16 protein-coding genes and 1 pseudogene are annotated in these 24520 nt (G+C 42.3%); 12 read left to right on the top strand and 5 right to left on the bottom strand.

Going from position 1 to position 24520, the window contains the following annotated elements:
* Window positions 1-320: 320 nt before the first annotated feature.
* The 9 genes and pseudogenes from mgtE to yegS form a co-directional block, all read left to right on the top strand.
* Window positions 321-1607: pseudogene (gene mgtE, locus PSF42_RS09750) on the top strand (magnesium transporter); the annotation flags it as partial.
* A 584-nt stretch (window positions 1608-2191) separates the two neighbouring features.
* Window positions 2192-3544: an MFS transporter gene (locus tag PSF42_RS09745; RefSeq protein ID WP_125891144.1), complete on the top strand. Its 1353-nt coding sequence runs from the start codon at window positions 2192-2194 to the stop codon at window positions 3542-3544.
* 249 nt (window positions 3545-3793) lie between these two features.
* Window positions 3794-5038, top strand: coding sequence for an MdtA/MuxA family multidrug efflux RND transporter periplasmic adaptor subunit (locus tag PSF42_RS09740; RefSeq protein WP_272679922.1), 1245 nt, complete (start codon window positions 3794-3796; stop codon window positions 5036-5038).
* Entirely contained in the window at window positions 5038-8160 is a 3123-nt protein-coding gene (locus PSF42_RS09735; protein ID WP_272679921.1) for an MdtB/MuxB family multidrug efflux RND transporter permease subunit, read from the top strand. Before PSF42_RS09740 ends, PSF42_RS09735 begins: the two co-directional genes overlap by 1 nt.
* Complete coding sequence (mdtC, locus tag PSF42_RS09730) at window positions 8160-11261, top strand: multidrug efflux RND transporter permease subunit MdtC (protein WP_272679920.1); 3102 nt, start codon at window positions 8160-8162, stop codon at window positions 11259-11261. The genes PSF42_RS09735 and mdtC overlap by 1 nt, the downstream gene beginning before the upstream one ends.
* Window positions 11251-12639, top strand: coding sequence for a two-component system sensor histidine kinase BaeS (gene baeS, locus PSF42_RS09725; RefSeq protein ID WP_272679919.1), 1389 nt, complete (start codon window positions 11251-11253; stop codon window positions 12637-12639). Before mdtC ends, baeS begins: the two co-directional genes overlap by 11 nt.
* Complete coding sequence (gene baeR, locus PSF42_RS09720; RefSeq protein WP_125891149.1) at window positions 12636-13349, top strand: two-component system response regulator BaeR; 714 nt, start codon at window positions 12636-12638, stop codon at window positions 13347-13349. Before baeS ends, baeR begins: the two co-directional genes overlap by 4 nt.
* Window positions 13350-13477: 128 nt before the next feature.
* Entirely contained in the window at window positions 13478-14863 is a 1386-nt protein-coding gene (gene trhP / locus PSF42_RS09715) for a prephenate-dependent tRNA uridine(34) hydroxylase TrhP (RefSeq protein ID WP_272679917.1), read from the top strand.
* A 462-nt stretch (window positions 14864-15325) separates the two neighbouring features.
* On the top strand, window positions 15326-16225 hold the full coding sequence (gene yegS / locus PSF42_RS09710; protein ID WP_248466609.1) for a lipid kinase YegS: 900 nt from the start codon (window positions 15326-15328) through the stop codon (window positions 16223-16225).
* A 46-nt stretch (window positions 16226-16271) separates the two neighbouring features.
* On the opposite strand, the gene thiD is transcribed toward yegS, so the two are convergent.
* The 3 genes from thiD to PSF42_RS09695 all read right to left on the bottom strand — a co-directional run bounded on the left by thiD (window position 16272) and on the right by PSF42_RS09695 (window position 19655).
* Complete coding sequence (gene thiD / locus PSF42_RS09705; protein WP_272679916.1) at window positions 16272-17069, bottom strand: bifunctional hydroxymethylpyrimidine kinase/phosphomethylpyrimidine kinase; 798 nt, start codon at window positions 17067-17069, stop codon at window positions 16272-16274.
* Window positions 17070-17260: 191 nt separating this feature from the next.
* Entirely contained in the window at window positions 17261-18127 is an 867-nt protein-coding gene (locus PSF42_RS09700; protein WP_125891153.1) for a YjjW family glycine radical enzyme activase, read from the bottom strand.
* The gene (locus tag PSF42_RS09695; RefSeq protein WP_272679915.1) at window positions 18099-19655 is read right to left on the bottom strand and encodes a YjjI family glycine radical enzyme; all 1557 of its coding nucleotides are present in this window, start codon (window positions 19653-19655) and stop codon (window positions 18099-18101) included. The genes PSF42_RS09700 and PSF42_RS09695 overlap by 29 nt, the downstream gene beginning before the upstream one ends.
* 663 nt (window positions 19656-20318) lie before the next feature.
* Here PSF42_RS09695 and pagP point away from each other — a divergent pair.
* Window positions 20319-20894 carry a lipid IV(A) palmitoyltransferase PagP gene (gene pagP / locus PSF42_RS09690; RefSeq protein ID WP_102139807.1) on the top strand — a complete coding sequence of 192 codons (576 nt, stop codon included), beginning with the start codon at window positions 20319-20321 and terminating at the stop codon, window positions 20892-20894.
* A gap of 107 nt (window positions 20895-21001) precedes the next feature.
* On the opposite strand, the gene PSF42_RS09685 is transcribed toward pagP, so the two are convergent.
* Together PSF42_RS09685 and mgrB are read right to left on the bottom strand one after the other, a co-directional pair.
* A complete protein-coding gene (locus tag PSF42_RS09685; RefSeq protein ID WP_125891156.1) occupies window positions 21002-22366 on the bottom strand; it encodes an amino acid permease in 1365 nt (454 codons plus the stop codon).
* 227 nt (window positions 22367-22593) lie between these two features.
* Window positions 22594-22740: a PhoP/PhoQ regulator MgrB gene (mgrB, locus tag PSF42_RS09680; RefSeq protein ID WP_248466613.1), complete on the bottom strand. Its 147-nt coding sequence runs from the start codon at window positions 22738-22740 to the stop codon at window positions 22594-22596.
* 332 nt (window positions 22741-23072) lie between these two features.
* Between mgrB and PSF42_RS09675 the strand changes: the two genes are divergently transcribed.
* Together PSF42_RS09675 and yidA are read left to right on the top strand one after the other, a co-directional pair.
* The gene (locus PSF42_RS09675) at window positions 23073-23456 is read left to right on the top strand and encodes a helix-turn-helix domain-containing protein (RefSeq protein WP_125891158.1); all 384 of its coding nucleotides are present in this window, start codon (window positions 23073-23075) and stop codon (window positions 23454-23456) included.
* Between the two features lie 225 nt (window positions 23457-23681).
* Window positions 23682-24494, top strand: coding sequence for a sugar-phosphatase (gene yidA / locus PSF42_RS09670; protein ID WP_125891159.1), 813 nt, complete (start codon window positions 23682-23684; stop codon window positions 24492-24494).
* Window positions 24495-24520: the final 26 nt, after the last annotated feature.

Raw genomic sequence — 24520 nt, 5'->3', positions numbered from 1 at the left:
CATTGATGACTTTAAGATCACCGCTTATTTGACTCAACTATTTGATATATTATTTAAATAGGCGACAATAATGATAATAAATTTCGTCCGCTCGCAGACGAATTCATAAAAAGCGCTTTTGCGCTGCTATTGCTTTAAGGATTAAAATGTCACAATCTGCTTTCTCAACCGATGCGTTGCCAACAGTCAACCCGCATTCTCAAAAACTGGCGCATATTCGTCAGCAAATCCTGACGCTATTTTTAGATGACGAAGAGTTCGTCCATGCGCTTGTTGAAAATGACCAACACGTCAGTATTGATGACAAAGCAATTAGTGAAAAAATTAGTCTTGTAAAAGAATTGCTACTTGATTTACATACTGCAGATATCGCCGATATCTTAGAAATGCTTCCTTATGATGAGCGTTTAGCATTATGGCGCCTAGTTGATAATAACGAGCGTGGTGAAGTGTTAGTTGAAGCTTCTGTTTCTGTTTGGGATAGCCTAATTAAGGATATGTCTGACAGAGAACTGCTTCGCGCCGTTGCTAATTTGCATGTTGACGAACAAGCTTATATTGCTGAGCATTTACCTCGTGACACCATGCGCCGGCTCCTCACCTATTTAGAGCCTAGCCTACGTAGCCGCATTCGCGAAGTTTTACAATATGCGAAAGATAGCGTCGGCCAAATGATGGATTTTGAATTCGTCACGGTACGCCCAAATGTAACGCTCAAGACCGTTCAACGTTATTTACGTCAACGCGGCAAGATCCCAGAAGCAACCGATAAAATTTTCGTTGTCGATAACAATAATTATCTGCAAGGTGAATTACCACTAACCACTATTTTAACGCAATCCCCTGAAAAGATAGTCGCTGATGTGATGAAAACTGACACTGTCACCTTCTTACCGGATGAAAAAGGGGAAGACGCAGCGAGTGCGTTCGAACGTTATGACTTAATTTCTGCGGCTGTTGTTGATAACAACGGCCTACTAATGGGCCGCCTGACGGTTGAAGATATCGTTGATAACATTAGTGAAGAAAACGATAACAGTATTCGTCGTATGGGGGGGTTAAGCCCTGAAGAAGACGTTTTCGCCCCTGTCGGCCAAGCCGTTAAAACCCGTTGGACATGGCTAGCCATTAACCTATGTACCGCTTTTGTCGCTTCTCGTGTGATTGGCGTTTTTGAAGATACCATTTCCCAATTAGTCGCTTTAGCCACATTAATGCCTATTGTTGCCGGAATTGGCGGTAATACGGGGAATCAAACCATTACCATGATTGTTCGTGCCATTGCCCTGCACCAAATACAAAACAACAGTTTCTCTTTTTTAATGTTAAGGGAGCTTGGCGTCGCCTTTATTAATGGGGTTGTTTGGGGAGGAATAATGGGCGTGGTCACCTATTTCCTATATGGTGATATTGCGATGGGCGCAGTCATGACATTAGCGATGATTTTAAACTTGTTAATGGCCGCGATTATGGGGGTGTTAATCCCTCTCATTATGCTGAAAATGGGCAAAGATCCTGCTATCGGTTCAAGTGTGATGATCACCGCTATCACAGATACAGGCGGTTTCTTTATTTTCCTTGGCTTAGCCACTCTTTTCCTCGTTTAAATTTGCTTTGCACGCGCTTTTTTTTCAGTTGGGCGCGTGCGAATTATAAAACACTCCCGCCAATAACAAAACCCAGCTAAAAAACCAAAATTCCGCAAACAGCCATTTTATTTATCTATTAACTTAATAAATTCATAGTTATTTAGTTTATCTAGATTAATAAAACTAATAATAATAAAAAATAATTAGGTTATATTTGTTTGCGGTAATTCAGTAAGAATTTATTAAATTAAATATAATTAACACTATAACTAGCTAATTTAAATATACGATATTCTGCAAAATTAATATTATTGACATCATATAAGGTTATTTATCATCGCGATAAACTAATAGACCAACAAAAACAAACTAATTGGAATGTTGAGCTTGTTTTTGGGGTTGAGGTTTACAGAATATAGAATTTCCTGCTATAAATATACACATGCAAAAAAGATACTGTGTATTAAACTAAGTTATACCCATCCAACGTTTTATACCTCTTATCTGTGCCAATATAAACATTAGCTCATTAATATGAGCCAATACTTGTTATTTTTAATTTATGTAAATTTAGTATTTCAGGTAGTTAGAAGGAAACTATAATGACACCGCAAACCGCCAGCCAGCCCTCTGCGAGGCCTTTGGGCAAAGAAGACTATAAAACATTAGGTTTATCCTCTTTAGGGGGAACTCTTGAGTTTTATGACTTCGTTATCTTTGTTTTTTACGCAAAAATTATTTCCCAACTATTTTTCCCAGGGGATAACGAATTTCTCGCGCTAATGGCAACACTGGGTCTATTTGCAGCAGGTTACCTTGCTCGCCCTCTTGGTGGCATTATCATGGCTCACTTCGGGGATAAAATTGGCCGCAAGAAAATGTTTACCCTCAGTATTTTCTTAATGGCATTCCCAACATTTGTCATTGGTTTTTTACCAACGTTTGAAACCATTGGTGCTGCAGCGCCATTATTACTGCTGTTAATGCGCATTATGCAAGGTGCCGCGATTGGTGGCGAAATGCCAGGTGCCTGGGTATTTATTGCAGAACATACACCAAAACAACGTTATGGCTTAGGTGTCGGTACACTCACTTCTGGGATCACCGGTGGTATTTTATTAGGCTCTATCGTTGCCATTATTATTGAGCGCTCTTATACCACAACTGAGATCCATGATTTTGCATGGCGTATTCCATTTATTCTTGGTGGTGTTTTTGGGTTTATCTCTGTGTATTTACGTCGTTTTTTACAAGAAACTCCGATATTCAAAGAGCTGGCAGCCAAAAAGGCCTTGTCACAAGAGTTGCCAGTCAAAACCGTCATTAAATCCCATAAACAAGCTTGTATGATCACCGCTGCGCTGACCTGGTCATTATCAACAGCCATCGTTGTCACTATTTTAATGACACCTGACGTCGTGTTAAAAGGGATCTATAACATTGACCGTAATATTGCATTGCAAGCCAACTGCGCAGCAACTTTAACCTTAACATTAGGCTGTATCTTCTGGGGTTGGTTAGGCGATAAAACCGGCACACGTACATCAATGACGTTATCGTGGGGCGGATTAGCCGTAACCGCAATTTATTTCTATTCGTCATTATCCTCTGATATCGCTGCAAGTATGTTGATTTTTAACTATGCATTAATGGGCTTCTTTGTTGGTGCGATTGCAACCACACCGATTATCAGTACACGCGCATTCCCACCTGAAATTCGCTATTCTGGCCTGTCATTCGCTTACAATGTGGCTTATGCAATTTTTGGTGGTTTAACACCAATATTGACTGGTGCTTGGTTGCAGCAGTCTCACATGGCACCGGCTTATTATGTCGCTGGCGTCTCATTATTAGCCGTTGCCGTAGCCTTTATCCCATTATCTTGGAAGGGTTGGACAGTCAATTCTGAGTCTTCAAGCGAAAAATCTGCAGTCCTAAACGCTTCTAGTCTGTAAAATCTATTGCACCCTATTAATTAGGGTGCAAACCTTATTTCAGGAAAGCAGTTAATTTCCCCTCCCCCGCTTTTACAAGCATAGAAGTCGATAAGTACAAAAATTGACACTTATTCATATTTCCTCCATTTTTCTTTGTACCTATCACGTTAAACTACTAATATGTCTAACTGACTCTTTTTTGTTAGTTTTTTATTATACTGTCTAATGGATCTCATCCACTTTTTTGAGTTAAGCGAATTACCCAAAATGAATAAACAAAAACAACGCAAACCTTTTATTCGCTCTGCCATTTTTATTGCCATTATTGCGGCAGCTGGCGCCTCTTGGTATTTTTATCATCAAGAAAAACAATCAGATACACAATCTACTAATGCTGTAGCAAAACCAAATTCACAACGAAGCGCGATGGGCCGCCCACCGCGTGTTTTAGCCCCTGTGCAGTTTGCCGTGGCTGAGCAAAAAGTGGTTCCACGCTTTTTATCGGGTTTAGGCACAGTACAAGCTGCAAATGTTGTCACCGTAACCAGCCGTGTTGAAGGCCAGTTAATGCAGTTGTATTTTACTGAAGGGCAACACGTTAATAAGGGCGATTTATTGGCACAGATTGACCCCCGCCCATTTGAAGTTCAGCTATCACAAGCGGAAGGCCAACTAGCTAAAGACAAAGCAACATTAGCGAATGCGCAATTAGATTTAGTTCGTTATCAAAAACTTGCTGGCACGAAAGTGATTTCGCAACAAGAGCTAGATAACCAAAAAGCGGCGGTCTTACAGGCGCAAGGCAGTATTAAAGTCGACCAAGCAGCCGTCGACAACGCCAAACTGCAGCTAACCTACAGTAAAATTACCGCCCCCATTTCAGGGCGTGTTGGTTTAAAACAAGTGGATGTCGGAAACTTTATCTCTGCGGGGACCTCAACCCCTCTTGTTGTTATCACGCAAACTCAGCCTGCAGATGTCCTTTTTGCGTTACCTGAAGGCGATATTCCTGCGATCCAGCAGGCCCAATCCTCCGGTGAGAAAGTGTTGATTGAAGCTTGGGACAGAAACAATATCGCACTTATCGCAAGTGGTGAGCTACTCAGTACGGATAACCAAATTGATGCGGCAACAGGCACGCTTAAAATAAAAGCGCGCTTTACTAACGAAGAAGAAAAACTTTTTCCAAATCAATTTGTTAACGTAAAAATGCAAGTTGAAACGCTGCAAAATGCCGTCGTGATCCCAACCGCTGCCCTGCAAATGGGCAATGAAGGCCATTATGTCTGGATATTGAGTGATGATAATAAAGTCAGCAAACACAATGTCACTGTGGGTATGCAAGACAGCCAACAAGTGGTTATTGAAAGCGGACTTGCTGCAAATACCAAAGTCATCACCGATGGTGTTGATAAACTCACGGATGGCACAACGGTTGAAGTCGTTACCCCTGAAAGCATTGCCAAAAAAGAGTCCCGCAAAGGTAAACCGAATAGCGCGGAGAAAGCGTAATGCAGCCTGAAATGTTAAAAGGCGGTGGGCCTTCTCGTTTATTTATTTTGCGCCCTGTTGCTACCACATTATTCATGGTGGCTATATTACTTGCAGGGATCATCGGCTATCGCTTCTTACCTGTTTCAGCCCTGCCCGAAGTCGATTACCCGACGATCCAAGTTGTTACCCTTTACCCAGGAGCCAGCCCTGATGTGATGACCTCTGCAGTGACTGCCCCATTGGAAACCCAGTTTGGGCAAATGTCAGGTCTTAAACAGATGTCATCGCAAAGCTCAGGAGGAGCATCAGTTATCACGTTGATGTTCCAATTAACGTTACCTTTAGAGGTCGCGGAACAGGAAGTTCAAGCCGCGATTAATTCCGCCAGTAGCTTACTCCCTTCTGACTTACCCTATCCTCCTATTTATAATAAGGTTAACCCTGCTGACCCGCCTGTTCTCACCTTAGCGGTTACCTCTGATGCGATGCCGTTAACGCAAGTGCAGGATATTATTGAAACGCGAATTGCCCAAAAAATATCCCAAGTTAATGGGGTGGGCTTAGTCACCTTAGCGGGCGGCCAGCGCCCTGCTGTTCGCGTGAATATCAACCCGCAAGCCATGGCAGCCAAAGGATTAGATAGCGAAACGATCCGCCTTGCCATTAACAATGCGAACGTCAACTCCGCAAAAGGGAGTTTCGATGGCCCAACGCGGGCGGTAACGCTGTCTGCTAACGACCAAATGAAATCACTTGACGACTATCGTCAACTTATTGTGGCCTTCCAAAATGGGGCACCAGTGCGTTTGGGCGATATTGCAACGATTGCACAAGGGGCTGAAAATGCCTATTTAGGGGCATGGGCTAATAATGAACAAGCGATCGTGATCAATGTTCAACGACAGCCCGGTGCTAACGTCATTGAAACCACTGATACCATTCGTTCCCTGCTGCCTGAACTGATTGAAAGTTTACCTAAATCGGTTAATGTCGATATTTTAACCGATAGAACCAGTACCATTCGTGCTTCCGTTAATGATGTACAATTTGAGTTAATGTTAGCTATCGCCCTCGTGGTGATGGTAATTTATTTGTTTTTACGCAATGGAATTGCCACTTTGATACCGGGCATTGCCGTACCCCTATCGCTCGTTGGTACCTTTGCTGTGATGTATTTTTGCGGTTTTTCTGTCAATAACCTCACCCTAATGGCTTTAACCATCGCCACCGGTTTTGTGGTCGATGACGCGATAGTGGTGATTGAAAATATTTCCCGCTACTTAGAACAAGGCGATAAACCTCTGGTCGCTGCACTCAAAGGGGCGGGTGAAATCGGGTTTACCATTATCTCCCTTACATTTTCCTTGGTTGCGGTGTTAATCCCGCTGTTATTTATGGGGGATATTGTCGGTCGGTTATTCCGTGAATTTGCCATTACCTTGGCTGTGGCGATTTTGATCTCCGCGGTCGTCTCTTTGACGTTAACGCCAATGATGTGCGCGCGTTTATTAAAACCGGAATCACAACATAAGCATAATCGTTTCGAGTTAGCGTGCGAGCGTTTCTTTGACCGTATGGTTGCTGGATACGCAATTTGGTTAAAACGTATTCTCAACCACCAATGGTTAACGCTTTCAGTGGCGCTAGGCACCATGGTACTGACTGTCTTGCTGTATATGTGGATCCCAAAAGGGTTTTTCCCATTACAAGATAGTGGAATTATTCAAGGCTCAATTGAAAGCCGTCAATCCATTTCTTTTGATGCAATGGCGCAAAAGCAGCAAGAAGTCGCATCAAAACTATTAGCCGATCCCGCGGTCGACAATGTCACCACCTATGTGGGAGTTGATGGCAGCAACCCAACATTAAACAATGCACGCTTACAAATTACCTTAAAACCCCTTGATGAGCGTGAAGACAGGGTTGTGGCGATTATTGACCGTCTACAACAATCCGTGGATAACATTGCAGGGGTGAATTTATATCTGCAACCCATGCAAGATCTCACTATCGATACGCAAGTGGCACGAACGCAGTATCAATTCACTTTACAAGCCGGTTCATTAGAGGAATTAACCACTTGGGTTCCACGCTTGTTAGACGCCCTAGACCAACAACCTGAACTCACTGATGTCAGTAGTGATTGGCAAAATAAAGGGTTAGTTGCTTATGTGAATGTGAACCGCGATACAGCAAGCCGTTTTGGTATCACGATGTCAGCCATTGATAACGCTTTATATAATGCATTTGGGCAGCGAATGATTTCGACTATCTATACGCAGTCAAATCAATATCGAGTGATATTAGAACATGACACACAAACCCGTGATGGTATGGATGCGCTGAATGATATCCGCCTAAAAGGGACTGATGGTGCCATTGTCCCATTGAGCACCTTAGTGAACATTCGAGAAGGTAATGGGCCATTAGCCATTAATCACCTCGACCAATTTCCCGCAGTGACCTTTTCGTTTAATGTGGCGGATGGCGCTTCGCTTGAGTCTGCCGTCAATGCCGTGAAATTGGCCGAATCACAAATTGCTATGCCAAAATCCATTACCACGCAATTCCAAGGGGCGACTTTGGCCTTTGAAGCTGCGTTAAGCAGTACTATCTGGCTAATTGCAGCTGCAATTGTGGCAATGTATATCGTATTGGGCATTTTATATGAGAGTTTCATTCACCCGATTACTATTTTGTCTACCCTACCGACAGCCGGGGTTGGTGCACTACTCGCTTTAATGATGGCCGGGAAAGACCTTGATGTTATTGCGGTCATCGGCATCATCTTACTAATTGGTATCGTGAAAAAGAATGCCATTATGATGATTGACTTTGCCCTTGCGGCAGAGCGTGAACAGGGAATGTCCCCTTATGATGCCATCTACCAAGCATGCTTGCTGCGTTTTCGCCCAATTTTAATGACCACTATGGCCGCCTTACTGGGTGCCTTGCCATTAATGTTAAGTACCGGTGTCGGTGCAGAATTACGTCAACCGTTAGGTATTTGTATGGTTGGCGGCTTAATTATGAGCCAAATCCTTACCCTATTTACCACACCAGTGATTTATTTATTGTTCGACCGCCTTTCTCATTACTTTAAAGACCGTCGCCAAGCGAAGAAGGCACAGGTGTCATAATGAAGCGCTTCTTTGCTCTATTTATTAGCCGCCCGGTAGCGACCACGCTTATCAGCGTTGCGATTACCTTGTGTGGTGCCTTGAGTTTTTTGTTTTTACCGGTTTCTCCGTTGCCTCAAGTAGATTACCCTGTGATCAACGTGACAGCGTCACTTCCTGGCGCATCACCCGAAACCATGGCGTCCTCGGTTGCGACGCCACTTGAACGCTCTTTAGGCAGTATTGCGGGGATCAGCGAAATGACCTCAAGCAGTGCGCTTGGGCGAACCACTATTACCCTTGAGTTTAATCTCGACAAAGACATTAATAACGCGGCACGTGAAGTGCAAGCCGCGATTAATGCTGCACAAAACTTATTGCCCAGCGGTATGCCAAGCCGTCCACGTTATTACAAGTCAAACCCGTCTGATGCGCCAATTATGATCTTAACCATGACCTCAGATACTATGGGTACTGGCGAAATTTATGATATAGCGTCGACGCGTTTAGCCCAACGAATTGCGCAGATTGAGGGGGTTAGTGAAGTTTCAGTCGGGGGAGGTTCGCTCCCTGCAGTTCGGGTTGAACTCAACCCAACCGCCCTATTTAATCAAGGGGTTTCCCTTGATGCGGTTCGCTCAGCCATTAGTAGTGCTAATGTTCGCCAACCACAAGGCTACATCAATGATGACGAAAAACGTTATCAGGTGCAGACCAATGATGAGTTAAAAAAAGCCGCCGATTATCGGCCGATTATTGTTCATTATAGCCAAGGCAATGCTGTAAAGCTCAGCGATGTCGCCAATGTAAAAGATTCCATTGAAAACGTACGCGCTGCCGGTATGGCAGACGGTAAACCGGCTATTTTGATTGTTATTCGCCGCGAGGCGGGTGCCAATATCATTGAAACAGTGAATCGAATTCGTGATGAATTACCTGAATTCAATGACATGATCCCAGCCGCCATTGAGCTAAAAGTGGCACAAGACCGGACACCGACCATCCGCGCATCTTTAGCTGAAGTGGAACGCGCCTTGCTGATTGCCGTTGCTTTGGTGATCCTCGTAGTGCTGCTGTTCTTGCGTTCAGGTCGCGCGACGTTGATCCCTGCAATTGCCGTCCCCGTTTCATTGATTGGAACTTTTACTGCCATGTATTTATGTGGCTTTAGTTTAAATAACTTGTCATTGATGGCATTAACAGTTGCAACAGGCTTTGTGGTCGATGATGCGATTGTCGTATTAGAAAATATCTCGCGCCACATTGAAAATGGCACAAGACCGTTTATTGCTGCAGTGAGAGGCGTTCATGAAGTCGGCTTTACCGTCGTTTCCATGAGTATTTCCTTAGTAGCTGTTTTTATTCCGCTACTGCTTATGGATGGGCTCGTCGGTCGCTTATTTCGTGAGTTTGCCATTACCCTTGCAACCGCTATCGGTATTTCGTTGGTGATTTCGCTAACGCTCACCCCCATGATGTGTGCTTATTTACTGAAGAAACGCCCTCACAACGTCAAAGCCAAGCATCGCGGGTTTGGCCGTGTGTTATTGCGCTTGCAAGAAAGTTATGGCGTCGCTTTAAATTGGGTACTTGGACATCGTCGTAGTGTTCTCGCGGTGCTATTTGCCACAATCGGCTTAAACGTTTACCTGTATGTCACCGTTCCGAAAACCTTCTTCCCTGAACAAGATACCGGCCGAGTACTAGGCTTTGTTCGCGCAGACCAAAGTATTTCATTCCAGTCGATGAAAGAAAAAATGACCCGTTTTATGCAGCAAGTTAAAGCCGACCCAGCAACAGATAATGTCACCGGTTTTACGGGCGGTAGTCGTGTGAATAGTGGTTTTATGTATATCTCATTAAAGCCACTGAGTGAACGCACGGAAAGCTCAGCTGAAGTCATTAATCGATTACGCATGAAGTTAGCCAATGAACCGGGGGCTAACCTGTTTATGATGCCAGTGCAAGATATTCGCGTTGGTGGTCGACAAGCCAATGCCAGCTACCAGTTTACCCTGCTTGCGGATGAACTTTCTGCATTACGTGATTGGGAACCTGCTATTCGTAAAGCTCTCGGTGAGTTACCACAGCTGACCGATGTGAACTCCGATAAGGAAGACAAAGGCGCAGAAATGGCGATCACCTACGACAGGGACTTAATGGCCCAGCTAGGTATCGATGTTCGTGAAGCCAACAGCTTGCTCAACAATGCATTTGGTCAGCGCCAAGTTTCCACTATTTATGAAGCAATGAACCAATATAAAGTGGTGATGGAAGTTGCGCCTGAATATACACAAGATGTTAGCTCTCTCGACAAGATGTTTGTTATCAATAAAGCAGGTGAAGCAATCCCACTGTCGTATTTTGCGCGTTGGCAGCCGGCGAATGCCCCATTAAGCGTGAATCACCAAGGGCTATCAGCGTCATCCACTATCGCATTTAATGTCGCAGATGGTTATACCTTAAATGATGCCATTGTCGAAATTGAAAAAACCATGACCGCACTTGGCGTACCATCGACGGTAAGAGGCTCTTTTGCAGGAACGGCACAGATATTCCAAGAAACTTTGCAGTCACAATTATTTTTAATCTTAGCCGCTATCGTGACCGTTTATTTGGTACTGGGTATATTATATGAAAGTTATATTCACCCACTGACTATTTTATCAACCCTTCCCTCTGCAGGTGTCGGTGCATTATTAGCCCTTGAATTATTCGACACTCCATTTAGTTTAATCGCCTTAATTGGCATCATGCTATTAATTGGGATCGTCAAGAAGAACGCCATTATTATGGTGGATTTCGCCATTCAAGCACAAAGAACGGCGGGTCTAACGGCCCATGACGCCATTTTCCGTGCCTGTTTATTACGTTTTCGTCCTATTGTCATGACGACACTCGCTGCCATTTTTGGTGCGCTACCGTTAATGCTAGGTAGCGGAGATGGTGCAGAACTACGGCAACCCCTAGGGATCACGATTGTCGGTGGCTTAATAATGAGCCAATTACTGACCTTATTTACCACGCCTGTTGTGTATTTAAGTTTTGATAGCTTGAGACAACGTTGGCAGCGAAAAAAATCACTGACGCAGAAAATCGTGGAGAATAACCATGAAGCTTAGGTTGAATAGTGTTAGTACTCGGCTTTTTTTAGCTATTTTTGCAACATGCTTATTGCTAGTACTGATTATGCACCAAGGCGTACGCATGAGCTTTCAACACGGCTTTATTGATTATATAAAAGAAAATGACCAGCAGCGTGTAGAACTGGTTTCTTCCGCCCTTGCGGAACAATATGAAGAAATGGGCAATTGGCGGTTTTTGATTGGTAATGAACGCATTTTTTTTCGTATTTTGCGCTCGGTAGAGCATCAACAACACCGCGGTCCTATGCGCCAGCGTTGGCGAACAACTTTTTGGGTTTATGATACACAGAACAGGCTCATTTTCGGGCAAGATACACCTTTACCTAGCAAAGTACTCCGTGAACCTATTATTACCAACAAGGGAGATACCGTCGGTTGGCTTGTTGCCAGCTATGAAACGGGCATTAGCAGCGCCCTTGACCGCCGTTTTGATACCAAACAGATGTACACCAGTTGGATCATCGCTGGGCTGTCTTTATTTGTGGCCCTTATTGCCACATTATTTCTTGCTCGTAGCTTTTTAAGACCCATCAAGCGTTTGCTCGAAGGAACAAATCAGCTCGCTAATGGTGATTTCACTACACGGGTTCCTGAGTCTGGCCGCGATGAACTTGGGCAACTGGCTAAAGATTTTAACCATCTGGCCTCGACCCTCGAAAAAAACGAACAAATGCGGCGTGATTATATGGCGGATATTTCCCATGAGCTCCGCACCCCATTGTCAGTTTTACGCGGTGAGTTAGAAGCGGTGCAAGATGGTGTTCGCCAAGCCACGCCCGAAACAATTAATTCCCTACTCAATGAAACCCAAACTTTAATTAAGCTGGTTAATGACCTCCACCAGCTCTCGTTATCGGATAGAGGCTCATTGGTCTATCGTATGCAACTTACCGATATCATTCCTTTAATTGAAATGGCAATAGGCCAAGCTCGCTGGCGGTTAGAAGACCAACAACTTTCGGTTGAACGAAAATTTATTGCACAAGGCAACGTGTTTGCAGACCCTGACCGCATCACCCAGTTGTTCTATAATTTGATGGAAAACAGCTTACGCTATACGGATCCTCGGGGTAAAATTGACGTTCAAGTCACACAAGACCAAAACCAGCTCAATATCATTTGGCAAGATAGCGCCCCAGGGCTTACTGCTGAACAATGCCAACATTTATTTGAACGTTTTTACCGCGCTGAAGGCTCTCGTAATCGCGCCAGTGGTGGTTCCGGTTTAGGCCTGGCCATTTGCTATAATATTGTTGAGGCTCACCATGGTACAATTTCTGCGGCACCGTCATCATTAGGTGGTGTCAAAATTACCATTAATTTACCGATTCAATTAAAAGATAAAGGGTTATGATCATGGCTGAACAGAGTAATACCCCTATTTTGGTTGTGGAAGATGAACCCAAATTAGGCCAACTGCTGTTTGACTATTTACACGCTGCAAACTATCAACCCGCATTAATTGCGCGTGGTGATGAAGTCATCGATTATGTTAAGCAGCATCAACCTGCACTTATTTTATTAGATTTAATGTTGCCCGGTATGGACGGCATATCCGTATGCCGTGAATTGCGAAAATTTAGTGATGTTCCCATTATTATGGTGACCGCAAAAACAGAAGAAATTGATCGTTTGCTAGGGTTAGAAATTGGGGCTGATGACTATATTTGTAAACCCTTTAGCCCGCGAGAAGTTGTGGCTCGTGTCAAAACCATTTTACGTCGTTGCCAGCCAAATATGGCGACGTACAACAGCCAAACGAATAATGATAATCAAACCAAACTGATTATTGATGAAAATGCCTTTCAAGTACGCTATGGCTCACAGTTACTTGAACTGACACCCGCTGAATTTCGGTTACTCAAATTTATGTCTGATAATGCGGGTATGGTATTTTCTCGTGATCAGCTACTGGATATCTTATATGACGACCACCGAGTAGTCACTGATCGTACCATTGATAGCCACGTCAAAAATTTACGCCGTAAATTGGAATCTCTCGATAACGAAAAAACCTTTATTCGCTCAATTTATGGCCTTGGCTACCGTTGGGATGAATATTAATCAACCAATAGACATACTGTTCTTGTGGGATATTTGGTTTTTTTATCAAATAGGAGTAAAATCCTCATCCTTTAAAAATACTCTCTCCTAAGAGTGAGTGCTGACTTGATATCAGATAGAGAATAACCATGTTTACACCAGAGCTTTTGTCCCCTGCCGGTTCTTTAAAGAATATGCGCTACGCCTTTGCGTATGGCGCAGATGCCGTTTATGCAGGCCAACCTCGTTACAGCCTACGCGTACGCAATAACGAATTTAATCACGAAAACTTAGCTAAAGGCATTCAAGAAGCCCATGAGCTGGGTAAAAAGTTTTATGTGGTCGTGAATATTGCGCCCCATAATGCGAAATTAAAAACCTTCATTCGTGATTTAACCCCTGTCATTGAAATGGGTCCAGATGCACTGATTATGTCAGATCCTGGCCTTATTATGATGGTTCGTGAAGCGTTTCCTGAGATGGATATTCATTTATCTGTACAGGCGAATGCTGTTAACTGGGCGTCGGTGAAGTTCTGGAAACAGATGGGCTTAACACGGGTGATTTTATCCCGCGAATTATCCCTTGAAGAAATTGCTGAAATTCGCCAACACGTGCCTGAAATTGAGCTTGAAGTATTTGTTCACGGAGCGCTGTGCATGGCCTATTCTGGCCGCTGCTTGCTGTCAGGGTACATCAATAAACGTGACCCAAACCAAGGGACGTGCACCAATGCTTGCCGCTGGGAATACAACGTACAAGAAGGTAAAGAAGACGATGTCGGTAACATTGTTCATGTTCATGAACCTATCCCAGTCCAAAATGTCGCGCCAACCTTAGGTGCAGGTACGCCAACAGATAAAGTCTTTATGATAGAAGAAGCCAAACGTCCGGGCGAATATATGACCGCCTTTGAAGATGAACACGGCACGTATATCATGAATTCGAAGGATTTGCGCGCAATTGAGCACGTTGAAAACCTAACAAAAATGGGCGTTCACTCATTAAAAATTGAAGGCCGTACAAAATCATTTTATTACTGTGCTCGTACAGCACAAGTCTATCGGCGTGCAATTGATGATGCAGTTGCAGGAAAACCCTTTGACCCAACGTTGCTATCCACCTTAGAAGGGTTAGCACACCGCGGTTATACTGAAGGTTTCTTACGTCGTCACACCCATGATGCCTACCAAACTTATGAATATGGTTATTCTGTTTCTGAAACGCAACAATTTGTGGGTGAATTCACAGGTAAACGTATTGATGGTATGGCTGAAGTTGATGTAAAAAATAAATTTAGTGTCGGTGATAGCCTAGAAATGATGACCCCAGCAGGGAATATCGTCTTTACCTTAGACGCTTTAGTAAACCGCAAAGGTGAAGCAATTGATGTTGCACCAGGTAACGGCCATGTGGTTTACCTCCCTATCCCTGAAGATGTCGATGTTAATTTTGGCTTGTTGATCCGTAACCTAGCAGGCACAACGACCCGAGCACCTCACCAAACTCAGGCAGAAAAGCAAATTGTAGGCTAACCGCCACTCCCTGTTTTTTAAATAGTTTGTTCGCTAAAAGCCAAAATCTCATCGTTTAACGTTTTGATATTTTGGCTTTTTTTTATCTATAATATGATATTATTTTACTTTATATGCTTTTTCTTATATGAGAATCATTCGCGTTATTGACATTTACATTAAAAAGTGCGCTGAATATCCAATTTTATGCAACAGATCACATCAATTGGCTATTCAATATCGTATAGTCACTATCGAAAACGAAGAACTAGAAAGTCATAAAATAAGACTAGGAACCACCTCCTTGGCTGGCTCAATCTCCCTTGAGCTAGCCATTTCTTTTATCTGCAATTTTTATTTCATTTCTCTTGTTAACGCTATTACTGTAAAAAATCTAAAATAAGCTCATCAATATCTTATAAATCCATTTATACTCATTTTAACGAATATTTGACATATGTTAAACCGAATGGATGGGTATATATGAATCAATATCAGTCAGCCATGATTATCCTTAATGGTAAGCAAGCCAATCACGCTGAGCTGCGAAAGGCCATTACTCACTTACGTAATGAAGGCCATCAAATTCAAGTCCGTATTCCGTGGGAACTGAATGACACGTATTATTTTATTTCTCAGGCGATAAAAAACGGTGTTGATACTATCATTGCCGCAGGCGGTGACGGCACAGTGAATGCGGTTGCCAGTACTCTGATGAAGTTCCCGAGTGACTCTCGCCCTATTTTAGGCATTCTTCCTATGGGTACAGCAAATGATTTTGCCACCAGCGCGAATATTCCTATGGATATTGAAGCCGCCTTAGCACTTTCATTAAAAGGTAAAGCCATCCCCATTGATATTGCGCAAGTCAATAAGCAATATTATTTTCTCAATATGGCAACGGGTGGCTTTGGGACGCGTATTACCACCGAAACGCCTGAAGCATTGAAATCAGCATTAGGCGGAGCTGCTTACGTGATAAATGGCTTACTGCGCCCTGATACGCTGAAAACGGATATTTGCCGTATTGAGGGTGAAAACTTTAGTTGGGAAGGTGAAACGTTGGTCATCGCAGTCGGAAACGGCCGCCAGGCGGGCGGAGGGCAGCAACTAACACCGCAAGCACTGATTAATGACGGCGCATTGAATTTACTGATCATTCCGTCAAGAGATGTCATACCCGCGTTTTTATCGAATTTGTTTTCAACCGATAAAAACGAACACTTAGTTGAAAAAAACTTGTCATGGGTAAAAATCTCATCCCCTCACGATATGATCTTAAACCTTGATGGTGAGCCATTATCGGGAGATACCTTTACGTTCGCAGTGCAGCCGAATGCTATTCAGTGTCGGTTACCACCTCAATGTAACTTATTAGCTTAAAATATAGCGAGAAAGCCCTAGTATTCGGGCTTTCAATCATTACAGACTACCACCATGCATGGAAGTGATGGACCGGGCCAATCCCCTTCCCGACTTCTAAACTGTCCGCTTGCTCTAACGCAGCTTGTAAATAGGCTTTAGCCTGCGTAACCGCTTCTTGCCAATCAGTGCAACGAGGACGCAATGCAGCCAGAGCCGCCGACAAAGTACATCCAGTACCATGGGTATTTTTAGTATTTACACGAATAGAGGTAAAGCGCCATTCACCCTCTGGTGTGATTAACCAATCCGGGCTTTCCACATCATTTAGGTGCCCGCCTTTCATCAATACCGCTTGGCAACCTTTTTCCAGTAATTTATACCCCTGAGTCAACATTTGGCTTTCTGTTTGTGCAACTTTTTCGTCTAGCAATACCGCAGCTTCAGGGAGGTTCGGTGTAATAATCGAAACAAGAGGTAATAATTGTTGGCGTAGTGCATCAACGGCATCCGGTAATAATAACGGGTCGCCACTTTTAGCCACCATTACAGTATCCAATACCACATACGGAATTGGATATTGTTTCAGCGCATTCGCCACAACAGTGATATTACTTTGGTTGAATAACATGCCGATTTTTGCGCTATCAATTCGCACATCACTGAGGACTGAGTCTAATTGTGCCGCCACAAATTCAGGGGGTAAGTCTTGGACAGATTGCACGCCTTGAGTATTTTGAGCCACCAATGCCGTCATCACGCTCGTACCATAAGCCTCTAATGCAGAGAAAGTTTTTAAATCCGCCTGAATACCCGCCCCACCCGATGGGTCTGTTCCGGCGATGGTTAACGCATTGATCCTCATGAGTGACTCCCCTTTTCGGCTAAAACAATAGAATAGATTGATAAGCGAGGTTTACTGAAATCATTTTAAATCAAACAATAAAACCGCCTTGATTGTCTCATAACATTTAACAAATGCCAGCGGTTAGTGAATGAATTTTAATGACTTAGATAAAAAGAGGGAATATCTCACAAAGGAAAAATCAGCATGGCTTATAAGTACACATTAGGCAAATGAATATTACCCACGCCTAGCGATTGTAACTGTTGAGCAAATGCCTCTACTTCCGTTTGGGTTGCCGCAGGCCAGTTAACCGCTTCATTTTTTACGCCATGTTGCTGAAATGCATTAACTTTTATTCGTGTATTTGCAGGTAGTTGATTTAAGAAATCAGCAAGTTTATCAATATGTTCTAGGTAATCCGTTTGCTGAGGAATATATAATAAACGCAATTCATACAATTTCCCCGCTTGAGCCAGAAATTGAATTGATTGAAATACACGTTGGTTATCTTTCCCAGTTAATCTTAAGGCACACTCATCACCCCATGATTTCAAGTCAATCATTACGCCATCAGTATACTCAATCACTTTATTCCACCCTGCAGAAGCAAGGTGCCCATTACTGTCAATAAAACAGGTTAAATGCTTGAGTTCCGGTGCCGCTTTAATCGCTTTAAACAGTTCAATAATAAAGGGTAATTGTGTTGTTGCCTCTCCGCCACTGACGGTTACACCATTCAGAAAAGCAACATTTTTCTTTAAATCATTGACGGCATCATTAACACTTAATGATACGGTCATCGGGCTTGAATTCTTAGTGCACGTTTGTAAACAGGTATCGCAGAGCTGGCAAGCATCGCTATCCCATATCACCTTGCCGTCAACAAACGATAACCCATTGTGAGGACAGGTTAAAACACAGTCCCCACAATGGTCACAGAGCGCCATGGTATATGGATTATGGCAATTCAGACAACGTAAATTGCAACCTTGCAAAAAGATAACATGTCGATTACCCGGCCCATCTACGCAGGAAAAAGGAATAACCTTATTCAGTGTAGCGCATCGATTGCTCATTGCTGATGACTCGCTGCTGACGGGCTGTAATTTTACAGTTCTTAGTTGCTTCTTCCCCCAACCAGGTTGTGTTGCTTCTAGAACCTTGCTCTTTATATTTCTCTATATCTGATAAACGTACCATATAGCCCGTAACACGGACTAAATCATTACTAGCCACATTTGCGGTAAATTCACGCATTCCACAATTAAATGCGCCTTTACACAGTTGCATTAGGGCCTGCGGGTTCTGCTTAATCGTTTCATCGATGGTTAAAATGTCACTGATCCCAGACAAATAGTGTTTATGATGCGGCGCTACTGCTTGAATGTGCGATACCGGATCGGGCTCTTCACCGTATGGAATACGAGCCCCCGGTGTCGTCCCGATATCCGAGCTGATCCCTGATTGAGCATGGAGCATCGCACGGCCTTTATAACCATATTTAACGGGGGTCATTTCAACAAAATTAGCGAGTTGCTCGCTGATTTGATAAGACAATGGCAAGGCAGGCGAATTTGCCTGATACTGGCCTTTCACCCCGTCTTTTTCCATCAGGAGATTCACAGCTTCTGCTAAACCGTATATACCAAACATAGGCGCAAAACGTTCAGGCTCAATTAACCCTTCTTGTACTAAAAAACTGGTTTGGAAGAAATTAGACTCCTCAAATAAAAATGCGCTACGTGTTTCAATGAGTTCCATTTGTAACTCACAATATTTTTTCAATTGCACATTTAGAAAATCAGCTGAATTTTGACTGCGTAGCGCAACTTCACGTAAATTAATACGAACTAAAGTACTTCCCCCACCTGCAACGGGTAACGCATTATAACAACTGACAATACCGTAACCTTGTTCATCAAATGCCGCACGATGAATGATATCATTTGCAATATGCGGTTTACTGCATTCACAAATGCTTTCAATCGCTTGTAAGAAAAGTGACTCCGGTGTGCACTGTGGATGATAAACAAATGTCAGATTAGGTGCGACTTGTTTCAGTTCCGCATCAATGCGTAAAATCAAGCGGCAAATAACGTTGTCATCCGGCCCAATATTGGCATGCATAAAAGCATCCGGCAGTGTTCGGTCTAGCTGTATCCAGAACCTTTTTAGCTTTGGATACAGCTGTTCTTCTGTCAACTCCCCCACATATGGCATGAGAAGTTTATCTAAATACCCTAAAAATACGGGGAAATTGGTTACCGACGGCACGTGATGATACAAAATCATCAGATGATTAAGGGCGTCATCAAAATCCTCAGCTGGGGCTAATTCTAAGTATTCTGAGCCTTGTTTGAGGTATTTTACGTAGTCAGGCAATACATAACGTGGCTTATACGGCGCATTTCCTTCATACATATCACAAATAACACGTTCATTTAACGCATCCGCTAGGGATTGGCTCATCGCAAGATATGGAATATGACTATCTGCCTCCGCCGCTAGAAAATTGGCTTTTTGTTTTGGTGATAATATTTTGTCAGTGGCGATAGCCAAGCATTTAGCTTGGTATTCAGTCAGTGGTTCTTGGCGTTTCATCATAGGGACGTTCCTTTTTTAGTTAGAAGCCAAGGTTACACACAGCAATGTATATGCCATAAACCTTCGAAAACTCGCTCCTACCTGTATTGACATGCCGCAGCTCATACCTGCCGCCTATAGCATTTATTTCATCCCATTGAGGCGTGCCATTATTTGATGTGCATCATACTTTTTGGATTTGCTTGCACGTTATTTTTCATAAATGTCTGCTCTATCAACATGCCTAGTCATAATCACCTAGATAATGAAAAATATCTTTTTATTACATAATGTTAACTACAAAAATAATGAATGGCACTTTATTTTTCTTATCTTTTTAAAAATCCCTCTCGTTTTCTCTCATCAAAAAACCGTCTTATCCAACCTGAAAATGAAACACCTCGTCTGTTATCAGCTACTTTAGGAGTATTAGCCTATTCAACAACTAATTTGATACGTTATTATTTAATCAGATAATCGGTTATCCCACATAAAAACAGGCAAAATTAAACGGTTCTAATATGACCAGCCAGTTATTATCCTCAATTATGTGATAAATACTGTTATATTATATGTATCTTAATTAAAATAATTCCGCTCAAAATTATAATAATAATGCTAATCTGATAATTATTAGCGAGCTAATCATCATTTATATATCTGCGATACAAAACTGGATTTACAATGAGAGTTTATAAAAACATACAGTTGGCCGTAGGTGCATCGTTACTCATGAGCACCTCAATCTGCATATCATCGCCTGCCATTGCTCAAGAGCAATCGGAAAATTTATGGGATAAATTTAAAGGCAATGTCAGTACCACATGGGACTCAGACAAATATGAGCTATATATCCCCGCGGTGACTTGGCACAACCGTGCAATGTACGACAAGAAAAAAACAGATGAATATAACGAGCGCCCTTGGGGGCTGGGCTTTGGTAAATATCGTTATGATGAAGACAATGACTGGCATGCTATCTATGCAATGGCATTTAAAGATTCACATAATGATTGGGAGCCAATTGCGGGTTATGCATTCCAAAAAATGTGGATCCCGGGAGATATTGATGGTTTCCGTATGGGAGCAGGCTTCACTCTGAGCGTCACTGCCCGTAAGGATATGTATTATATTCCGATCCCAGCACCACTCCCTCTGGTATCAGTGGAATATGATAGACTTTCACTGCAAGCCACTTACATTCCGGGGACTTATAATAACGGCAACGTATTATTCGCGTGGTTACGTTGGCAATGGTGACCTAGCCATCTCATGGCTATATAAAATTTCATGGCTGTATAAAAAGGCCGGAGGGAATACCCTACCGGCCTTTTTATTATAAGAAAAAATTAAATTTAACTGAGTTGTTAGCTTTTAGCTAAATCCTGCTTTTTAGCCCCTGAGAATTGATACCCAATCCACAGAACCGCTATCCATAATGGCATAATTAATACGGAAATGCGCAAGCCGTCCATCGTCAGGATAATCCCCAAAATTAACAGTAAGAATGCTAAGCACAAATAGTTTCCAAATGGATACCAAATACTCTTAAATTTCGTTTCGACACCTTGCTTGTTCATTGCTGCTCTGAATTTCAAATTTGAAACACAAATCATAATCCAGTTCAAAACTAACGTTGTCACAACCAATGACATTAACAATTCGAAAGCTTTACCTTCCATCACAAAGTTAATTAAAATACCGCCAGATGTCGCAATACCTGATACAAGTAATGCCATAACTGGAACGCCACCTTTATTCACTTTTGCAAGAAATTTAGGCGCATTATTTTGTTGTGCCAAGCCATACAACATACGACTTGTCGCATAAGCCCCGCTGTTATACACAGATAATGCAGCAATTAAAATGACAACGTTCAACGAATTAGCAACCAGTAAGTCCCCTAATTCATGGAAAATTAATACAAATGGGCTTGTTTCGCCATCAAGATCAACCCAAGGATATAAAGCTAACAGTACCGCTAATGAGCCAATATAAAAAATTAGGATACGATATACAACTTGGTTAATCGCTTTTGGAATGCTTTTATCTGGGTCTTCCGCTTCTGCTGCGGTAATACCAACCAGCTCTAAACCCCCAAATGAAAACATAATAATAGCTAACGCCATTATTAGCCCATTGAAGCCATTAGCAAAGAAACCGCCGTGCTCCCATAAGTTACTCACTTTCGCTTGTGGGCCGCCATGACCGCTGAGTAATAAGTAGCAGCCAAAAATAATCATCGCAACGACGGCAATAACTTTAATTAATGCAAACCAGAACTCAGTCTCTCCATAAGAGCGTACATTAATCAAGTTAACTGCATTTACCGCAACAAAAAACACCGCGGCAGACACCCATATAGGCAGCTCAGGCCACCAATGTTGCATATATTTACCTGCAGCGGTCAGCTCTGTCATCCCAACGAGGATAAACATAAACCAATAATTCCAGCCTGAAAGAAACCCGGCAAAACCACCCCAATACTTAAATGCAAAATGGCTAAACGAACCTGCGACAGGTTCCTGAACAATCATTTCGCCCAACTGACGCATAATCAGGAAAGCAATAAACCCACACAGCGCATAACCCAGTAAAACTGATGGCCCTGCCATTTGTATGGTTGTTGCTATTCCGAGGAATAACCCTGTACCAACAGCGCCTCCCAATGCAATCAATTGGATATGCCTGTTTTTTAATCCCCGCTTTAGCGTCTGTTGCTGTTGCGCCATAACTTTACCCTTTCGTCCCCTTACTTGTTTTTATCTTCCCAAACAATGATAATGACACAAGTTTATTTGAATTTTCTTATTAACACTACATTCTTCTGGTGCCGTTTTCAGTATATTTTACGCCCCAAAAGCAGATGCTATTCATTATTTTTTTATCACATAGCAAAATGATACCGCAGGATGGCTACCCTGACTCAATATCATGGATTGAGCATTAAAAAGCAAATTCAAAATGGTAACAAGGCAGTTACACGACAAATACCAAAAATAAAGTTTTCGCCCCCCTGATCACACAGGTTATCCATCGCTAAAAGATAGAAAAAGATACAAGCCAAAACTGTACTTATAGCAATAATTAATTTACGACCAAACACTGACAATTCCTTCATATTTCTATGATGATTTTATTTTTCAAATGATTACAATATTGAGGTACTGCCATTTTATGTTTGGTACCATTTATGGCATTGCAGATAATGCGTTAATGAAATAGATAGTACTCTAATTTAGAGCATCAAATTTGAGGAAAATATGCGATTCACCTCTTTTTACAAAAATTTGCTCATTTTTGGTGCTATTGGTTACTAACTTATTCTGATTGTGCTTTTTTTGCCCTAAAAATGAGAAATACCGCACAAGCAGCCTTTGTCATGATGAAATGAAGTTGTGTATACTTCTGCTACCGTAAAACTAGAATACATTTGAGATGCCACAAGATAACCACTTAGCACTTGTTTATGCTTTGAGTAAATGGATAGAAGAACACTTAGGCCGCGTGATCCACTTAGAAGAGCTCGCGGCTTATTCAGGCTATTCACTTTGGCATATGCAGAAAATTTTTAAAGAAGTCACCGGGATTTCACTGGGTAAATACATCCGCCAACGCCGCCTTGCTGGCGCGGTCAATTTACTCCGTAATAGTAACCAGTCCATTTTCGATATTGCTCTGGATTTTGGTTTTGGATCACAATCCCACTTTACCTATATGTTCCGCAAAGAATATGGCATCACACCATTTGATTTTAGGCAGAATGACCAAATCCAATTAGATGTTAAGCAACCGCTTCACCTAATTCATGATTATGAGTGAGAATATTTTAGCTGCATTAACCTTTTGATTTATATATTAATGCCATAAAACATTGTCATTTCAACCTTTAACTATTGAACAGAGTTCCTGCTTTATATTCTGTTCAATTTCACATCAAACACACATTATTCTATTGCAACTAAAATTATAACCATTTGTATAATTTACATTCTGAATAATTAGAGTAAGGTATTGACAGAAAGCACGAATTTTAGGAGGCATTGGATGTCAATAAAACTGGTCGCCATTGATTTAGATGGCACATTACTTAACTCTCAACACCAAATATCTCCCGTCGTAAAAGAGGCTATCACGCAAGCTAAGCAAAAAGGTGTTCATATTATCTTAGCCTCAGGCCGGCCATTTTCTGGTATATCCCCCTACCTGCGTGAATTAGATTTAAATACAACGGATAATTATTGTATTAGTAATAATGGCAGTGTCATTCACCAAGCCAGTGATGGCAGCCATCTCGCAGAAAATTTGTTAGATTTCGCTGACTTCCAATATTTTGAAGAGCTCGCAAGAAATGTTGGGGTTCATATGCATGCTCTTGCGGATAATTGCATGTTCACAGCTAACCGCCATATTAGCCACTATACGGTCGCAGATGCCTATTTAACGCACACTCCGCTTATTTATTGCCCCGTTAATGAAATGGACTCGTCTCTAGAATTTACTAAATTTATGATAATTGACCATCCAGAAAAATTAGATATTGGTATCAGCTATATTCCAGAGAATGTTTTCGACAATTACGCTTTAACCCGAACAAGCCCCTATTTCCTTGAGGTCTCAAATAAAACTGCGAATAAAGGGACTGCGTTGCAATATATCTGTGAAAAGTTGGGTATTACACCGGATAAAGTCATGAGTATTGGTGACCAAAATAATGATATCCAAATGCTGCAATATGCCAGTGTTTCTGTCGCAATGGGCAATGCGTTAGAACCCATTCGCCAAATGGTTAAATTTGTCACTACGACCAATGATGAAGATGGTGTTGCTGTGGCCATCAATAAATTTATTAATGTATAACCACAAAAGATTTACTATCAACATGA

The sequence above is a fragment of the Providencia sp. PROV032 genome (assembly GCF_028484875.1).
Classification (GTDB): domain Bacteria; phylum Pseudomonadota; class Gammaproteobacteria; order Enterobacterales; family Enterobacteriaceae; genus Providencia; species Providencia rettgeri_E.
The sequence above is the reverse complement of the archived record's forward strand: the minus strand, read 5'-3'. Positions and strand labels throughout refer to the sequence as shown.